7 protein-coding genes are annotated in these 6,096 nt (G+C 44.2%); all 7 read left to right on the top strand.

Annotated features, from left to right (window positions below; genetic code table 11):
- The first annotated feature begins 227 nt into the window (after positions 1 to 227).
- The 7 genes from FPQ10_RS10905 to flgK all read left to right on the top strand — a co-directional run bounded on the left by FPQ10_RS10905 (position 228) and on the right by flgK (position 6,096).
- On the top strand, positions 228 to 1,073 hold the full coding sequence (locus FPQ10_RS10905; protein WP_144163542.1) for a DegV family protein: 846 nt from the start codon (positions 228 to 230) through the stop codon (positions 1,071 to 1,073).
- A 105-nt stretch (positions 1,074 to 1,178) separates the two neighbouring features.
- Positions 1,179 to 2,570, top strand: coding sequence for an ATP-dependent helicase ComFA (locus FPQ10_RS10900; protein ID WP_144163541.1), 1,392 nt, complete (start codon positions 1,179 to 1,181; stop codon positions 2,568 to 2,570).
- A complete protein-coding gene (locus FPQ10_RS10895; protein WP_144163540.1) occupies positions 2,571 to 3,239 on the top strand; it encodes a ComF family protein in 669 nt (222 codons plus the stop codon).
- A gap of 89 nt (positions 3,240 to 3,328) precedes the next feature.
- Positions 3,329 to 3,754 carry a TIGR03826 family flagellar region protein gene (locus FPQ10_RS10890; RefSeq protein WP_144163539.1) on the top strand — a complete coding sequence of 142 codons (426 nt, stop codon included), beginning with the start codon at positions 3,329 to 3,331 and terminating at the stop codon, positions 3,752 to 3,754.
- Between the two features lie 77 nt (positions 3,755 to 3,831).
- Complete coding sequence (gene flgM / locus FPQ10_RS10885; protein WP_144163538.1) at positions 3,832 to 4,098, top strand: flagellar biosynthesis anti-sigma factor FlgM; 267 nt, start codon at positions 3,832 to 3,834, stop codon at positions 4,096 to 4,098.
- Between the two features lie 23 nt (positions 4,099 to 4,121).
- Positions 4,122 to 4,616 (top strand): flagellar protein FlgN, encoded by a 495-nt coding sequence (locus tag FPQ10_RS10880; RefSeq protein WP_186278661.1) that lies wholly within the window; start codon positions 4,122 to 4,124, stop codon positions 4,614 to 4,616.
- Between the two features lie 25 nt (positions 4,617 to 4,641).
- Positions 4,642 to 6,096: a flagellar hook-associated protein FlgK gene (gene flgK / locus FPQ10_RS10875; RefSeq protein WP_144163536.1), complete on the top strand. Its 1,455-nt coding sequence runs from the start codon at positions 4,642 to 4,644 to the stop codon at positions 6,094 to 6,096.

Raw genomic sequence — 6,096 nt, 5'->3', positions numbered from 1 at the left:
AACCGCTCGACAAGCGTGTGTAACCGCTCGACAAACGTGCGCAACCGCTCGACAAACGTGTGGAACCGCTCGACGAACGTGCCGAGCCGCTCGACCAAAAGCGCAATCTTTTCAATTTTATACACTAACCCCAACGTCACCCCCCCGCAAAGTAAGCGATTTCTAAAATGTCAGTGCAATAATGAGAAGAGTATAGTAAAATATTTGCTATAAAGGAGGTTCGTAAGATGAAAACGGCAGTGTTAACGGATAGTACCGCATACATACCCGATCATTTAATAGAAGAAAAAAATATTTATGTTGCGCCACTTAGCGTAACATTTGGACAAGATACTTATCGTGAATTTTATGACATAACAACTGAGGAATTTTATGAAAAAGTAAAGGCTGAGAAAGATCTGCCAAAAACATCCCAACCGTCTGTCAGTGAGTTTACGACGAAATATGAAGAAATCGCGAAGGAGCATGACGCGGTCATCTCGATCCATCTTTCCAGTGGCATCAGTGGGACGTATCAAGCTGCTGTGTCCGCCGGTAGCATGATTGAGGGTGTCGATGTCTATCCATTCGACTCGGAAATCAGCGCTTTGGCTCAAGGATTTTATGTGTTGCGAGCGGCCGATCTGGCAGCGGAAGGAAAGACGCCTGAAGAGATTTTGCAAGAGCTTCGTACGATGAAGGAAAACATGAATGCTTATTTCATGGTCGATGATTTGAGTCATTTGGCACGCGGTGGCCGGTTGACAGGTGCACAAGCGATGATTGGAAGCTTGCTTCAAGTGAAGCCACTTCTCCATTTTGAAGATAAGCAAATCGTTCCGTTTGAAAAAATTCGCACGAGCAAAAAAGCATTTAAACGAATGGAAAATCTGTTGAAGGAAACGGCGGACGATGCGGAAGAAGTGAAGGCCGCTATTATTCATGCCCAACGAGAGGATACAGCGAAAAGATGGCGAGACGAGCTGTCTGAAAAGTATCCGAATGTCGAGTTCGAGATCAGCTATTTCGGCCCGGTGATCGGCACTCACCTTGGTGAAGGCGCGATCGGCATTACATGGTATAAAGTCAAATAGAAAAGAGTGAACATCCTGCGAGAGCCCTGTAAGCTCGCAGGAAATCTCTTTTGATCCATTCGAAATCCCCGCTACATGACCCCATCCCAATAAGGAGGCACATTGATGAACATCAATCCTTGGTCCCCTCGTTTTTCAGGAAAACGGTTACTGAAAAATGAACTCAATCTCTCTGAATCTGTTTTCAAAGGCTTGCTAGAGAAAGGCTACTTAAAAGAAAATCCCGGTATCAAAGAAACGCTTCTTTATCATGAGTGCCAACGATGTCATACCCGAAAACCTTCCCATTTCGGAAAAATCCCCACGAAAACCATTCAATCTTTTTCACATCAAAATTCACCAACAAACAAGTCAATTACTTATTGCCGGAATTGCATTCAAATGGGGAGAGTAAGTACAAATGAACCCCTCTATGAGTGGAATGGCCCTGTTGCCAAACCACGAAAAATCAAGCAACCATCCATTTGGCGAGGCGAATTGACCGAACTGCAAAGCAAGGCGGCAGATGCCATGGTGGAGGCCATCCGCAATCAATCAAAATTACTCATCCATGCGGTATGCGGCGCAGGAAAAACGGAGATGCTGTACCGCGGTTTATGGATCGCTTTTCGAAATGGTTTTCGCGTTTGTATTGCGACCCCACGTGCAGATGTCGTCCGGGAACTCGCCCCACGCTTGCGTCGAGATTTTCCGTCGATTGAAGTGGCAGCTCTGTATGGCGGCACACAAGAAGTCGATGTAACCGCACATTTAGTCGTCGCAACGACACATCAACTCCTTCGTTATTCGAAATCATTTGATGTCATGATCGTCGATGAAGTCGATGCGTTTCCTTACCATCACGACAAATCACTCCCGAAAGCTGTCGCCCGCTCCGTCAAGGATTCCCACGCACTCATTTACTTAACCGCAACCCCGCGCTTGGATTTAAAAATCGCTTCCCGAATGAAACAGCTGCAAACCATATCCATTCCATTACGCTATCACGGCCATCCACTTCCGCTTCCGAAACTATCGCAAGTTTTCAAATTACATCAGCACCTACAACAAGGCACACTTCCGACTAAAATTACTCGTTGGATAGACGAAAGAAAATCAACGAAAAGACGATTTTTATTATTCGTGCCTACAATTGAAAACGCCCATGCTCTTTCTGAAACTCTCGGCATCCCATATGTTCACTCGGAAAGCGCAAATCGCGAGGAACTCATTCATCAATTTCGAAATCAACACTATGAGGCATTGATCACGACGACGATTCTCGAGCGGGGGGTGACATTTCCGTCTATCGATGTCGCGGTCATCGGTGCGGACCATGAGGTGTTTGATGAAGCGGCACTCATACAAATTGCCGGACGTGCAGGAAGAAGTGCGGATGACCCGGACGGTGATGTGACTTTTTTTTATAGTGTCAAAACGAAAGCGATGGTGAAGGCGCGCCAATATACCGAACTGAAAAATTTAGAAGGAAAGAAATTTAAAAAGGAGTCCAACTAAATGCACTGTAAAATTTGTATGCACTCGATTGAGAAAGACACGACTTGGTCCACGTTGTTTGATTTTCGTGAACGAACGCTCTGTACGTCTTGTGACGAGCAACTGGAAACAATCCAAGAACCGACGTGCGAAAAATGCATGAAACAAACGGAAGAGAAGCTTTGTTCCGACTGCATGTTTTGGGAGCAGCATTGGGAGAAGGATCCACTCGACCGAAATGTTTCCGTTTATACGTACAACGAATATATGAAAGAGACGATGGCGCGGTTTAAATATCGAGGGGATTATGAAATCGTCTACTCTTGGAAAGACTCCTTCCAGCAAGCTTTCCAAGCGCATTTTCCGAAAGAAAGTCACCTCTTACCCGTTCCGTTAGCAGAAAGCCGATTTCATGAACGTGGATTTAATCAAGCAGAAGCGTTGGCGCGTTTGTTGGACCAACCATTATTTGCAGGGATGATTCGAACTGGACAAGAAAAACAATCGAAAAAATCAAAGTGGGAACGACTTTCCGCAAATAACCCTTTCGAACTGACTGAAGCACCACCAGAAAACATCGTCATTATCGATGATTTATTCACGACTGGTTCGACGGTAAGGTTTGCTGCACAATTGCTGAAAAAGGCTGGCGCCAAGCATGTTTCGTCGCTCACTCTGGTTAGAAGCTGATCCAACCACGAAAATTCCTACCAAATCCTCTTTCAATTCACGAAAAGATACCGATATAATACGTAGTATAATTAAAAGGATGATGAAGAATGGGCGAATTAGCGAACTGTCCAATGTGTGGCGAGCTCTTTTTGAAAGGACCGTTAACCGTTTGTCGGAGCTGTTATGAAGAAGAAGAAGAGCAGTTTGAAACGGTGTATAAATATATTCGGAAGAAGAAAAACCGTACCGCATCGGTCGATGAAGTAGCTGAAGCGACAGGTGTGAACGAATCTTTAATCCGGAAATGGGTCAAAGAGCGGCGCATTCATCGAGCAGATCTTCCGAATCTGACGTACTCGTGCGAGCGGTGCGGAGAACAAATCCATGAAGGAAAACTGTGTGATTCTTGTAAGAATGAGCTTTATCATGACCTGCAAGCGAGCGACGAACCAACGATGGTTGATAAAATCAAAGAAGAAAAAAAGAATGATATCTATTATAATGTAATGAAAGACCGAAAATGGCGGTCGTAATTGAAATTAAACTTATTCCGAAACATACCGATATAATACGATAGAGAAACGTCGTAAATCGTGAAAGGGTGAGCCGGATGAAAATCAATCCATTGAACAATCCCAAAATTAATGCTTATAAACCGCAAATACAGCAACAGCAACAACAGACGCAGTCGAAAAACCAAGCGACTGACCAAGTTGAAATTTCGAAGGAAGCTAAGCAGCTTCAACAGTCCAATCCGATTGTCGAGGCAAGGCAAAAGAAAGTCGAGAGTTTGAAGCGGGAAGTCCAAAACGGCACCTACCAGTTGGACCCGAAACAAACCGCTGAAAAAATGGTTGAATTTTGGAATGGTCGTTAAACCGTCTGAAGGAGGACAATCCTTTGTCTATTGAAAATCAAGTACAATTGCTCGAAAAAACATATCAACTGCATCAGAGTTTGCTGGAGATTTCGAAGCGAAAAGAACAACTCATTAAAGACAATGACATCGATGGCATGCGTCAAGTACTCATGGACGAACGGAAGCACGTCAAAGCCATTCAGCAATTGGAAGAAAAACGAGTGATCGCGACGAGTGGATGGTTCCAAACGTATGCACCAGTAGCGGAAGAGCAAACGATCCAGCAAGTGATTGACCATTTGCAAAACAACGAAGAAAAAGAACAACTTCAAGCGATCTATGAGAAATTTATCTATGTGCTGGCAGATTTAAAAAATCAAGAAAAATTAAACCGTGAGCTGATGGAACAATCGCTTCAGTTTGTCGAGTTATCGCTCGATTTGTTAAAGCCAAAGCATGAGAAAAATATGAATTATGATAAAAAGCAAGTACAACAAAACAAAGCGAGTCAATCGGTGTTTGATTCGAAAGCTTAACGAATGAAAGTGAGGTTCGCTCATTATGCGATCAACTTTTTTTGGACTGGAAACAGCTCGACGTGCACTTTTTACACAACAAAGTGCATTACATACCACTTCTCACAACGTCGCGAATGCGAATACGGAAGGCTACTCACGGCAGCGGGTCAATTTTGAAGCGGAAACTCCATGGCCTGCAGGCGGGATGAATCGTCCAGAGCTTCCCGGTCAAATGGGGACAGGTGTCAAAGCAGGTGATATTACACGAATTCGTGATAGCTTTTTAGATTTGCAATTCCGAAATGAAAATTCCAAGGCAGGTTATTGGGAATCGAAAGCTGAAGCATTGCGACGCATGGAAGATGTGATGAACGAGCCGAGCGATGAGGGCTTATCGAAAGTGATGAACCAATTCTGGTCATCGTTACAAGACGTGGCGACAAACCCGGAAGATGAAGGAGCAAGGAAAGTTGCCGCACAGCGAGCGGTTGCTGTTGCTGATACGATCAATTATTTACATAAAACTTTGAGTGGCGTTCAAGGTGAAATTGACCATCAACTTGAAACTGAAGTCGATGAAGTGAATAGCTTACTTCGTCAAATCAATGACTTGAACCAACAAATCGGTGAGGTTGAGCCGCATGGTTACTTACCGAATGATTTGTATGATCAACGGGATGTACTAATTGATCGCTTGTCTCAAAAGCTCGATATCGAAGTCGGAACAGAGCCAAGTGGTGGTAATGCAAAAGACATTGCGATGGGGAAAACAACCATTTCGTTTACACTCGCTGATGGTACAAAGCAGACACTCATTGGCAAAGATGGTGAGCTGAACGGATTAGCTGTCAATGGTGGTGAATTTTCTGTTGGTACGATGGATGAAGACGGGAATGTTGCTGCTGGGACAACATTTGAATTAACAGCTGTCGGTTCTTTACGTGGGTTAAAGGAATCAAGTGAGTTTTACGGCGAACAACTGACGGATTTGGATAAAATGGCTAATGCATTTAAAGAAGCCTTTAACACGCAACACGAGCTTGGAAAAGACTTGAACGGCAATGCTGGTGGTGACTTTTTCACCGGAAATGGTGCCGCTGACTTAGCTGTATCCGATGCAATCTTGAACGACGTGAGTAAAATCGCAGCCTCTCTCGATGGTTTTCCCGGTAACGGCGACAATGCAATTAAACTTGCAAAAGTGAAGGACCAGTCGATTGCAGGTTTAGACAATCGTTCGGTTCAAGAATTTTATGAAGGAATAATCGGGGAGCTCGGCGTTCAAGCACAAGAAGCGAACCGCTTGAAAAGTAATAGTGAAGTACTGAAGAACTCGGTGAACGCAAATCGTCAGTCTGTCAGTGGTGTTTCATTGGATGAAGAAATGTCGAATTTGATTCAATTCCAGCATGCGTATAATGCTGCAGCAAGAAGTATGACGGTCGTCGATGAAATGCTCGACCGTATCATTAACCAAATGGGTGTCGTCGGGAGGTAA

The sequence above is a fragment of the Allobacillus sp. SKP2-8 genome, assembly GCF_007559355.1.
Taxonomy (GTDB): Bacteria; Bacillota; Bacilli; order Bacillales; family Alkalibacillaceae; genus Allobacillus; species Allobacillus halotolerans.
This window is presented reverse-complemented; position numbering and strand designations above follow the sequence as displayed.

Bases quoted from the DNA above. Each gene is read 5' to 3' on its own strand.
- FPQ10_RS10895 (WP_144163540.1), top strand. From the start codon at position 2,571: ATGCACTGTAAAATTTGTATGCACTCGATTGAGAAAGACACGACTTGG.
- flgM (WP_144163538.1), top strand. From the start codon at position 3,832: ATGAAAATCAATCCATTGAACAATCCCAAAATTAATGCTTATAAACCG.
- FPQ10_RS10905 (WP_144163542.1), top strand. From the start codon at position 228: ATGAAAACGGCAGTGTTAACGGATAGTACCGCATACATACCCGATCAT.
- FPQ10_RS10890 (WP_144163539.1), top strand. From the start codon at position 3,329: ATGGGCGAATTAGCGAACTGTCCAATGTGTGGCGAGCTCTTTTTGAAA.
- flgK (WP_144163536.1), top strand. From the start codon at position 4,642: ATGCGATCAACTTTTTTTGGACTGGAAACAGCTCGACGTGCACTTTTT.
- FPQ10_RS10900 (WP_144163541.1), top strand. From the start codon at position 1,179: ATGAACATCAATCCTTGGTCCCCTCGTTTTTCAGGAAAACGGTTACTG.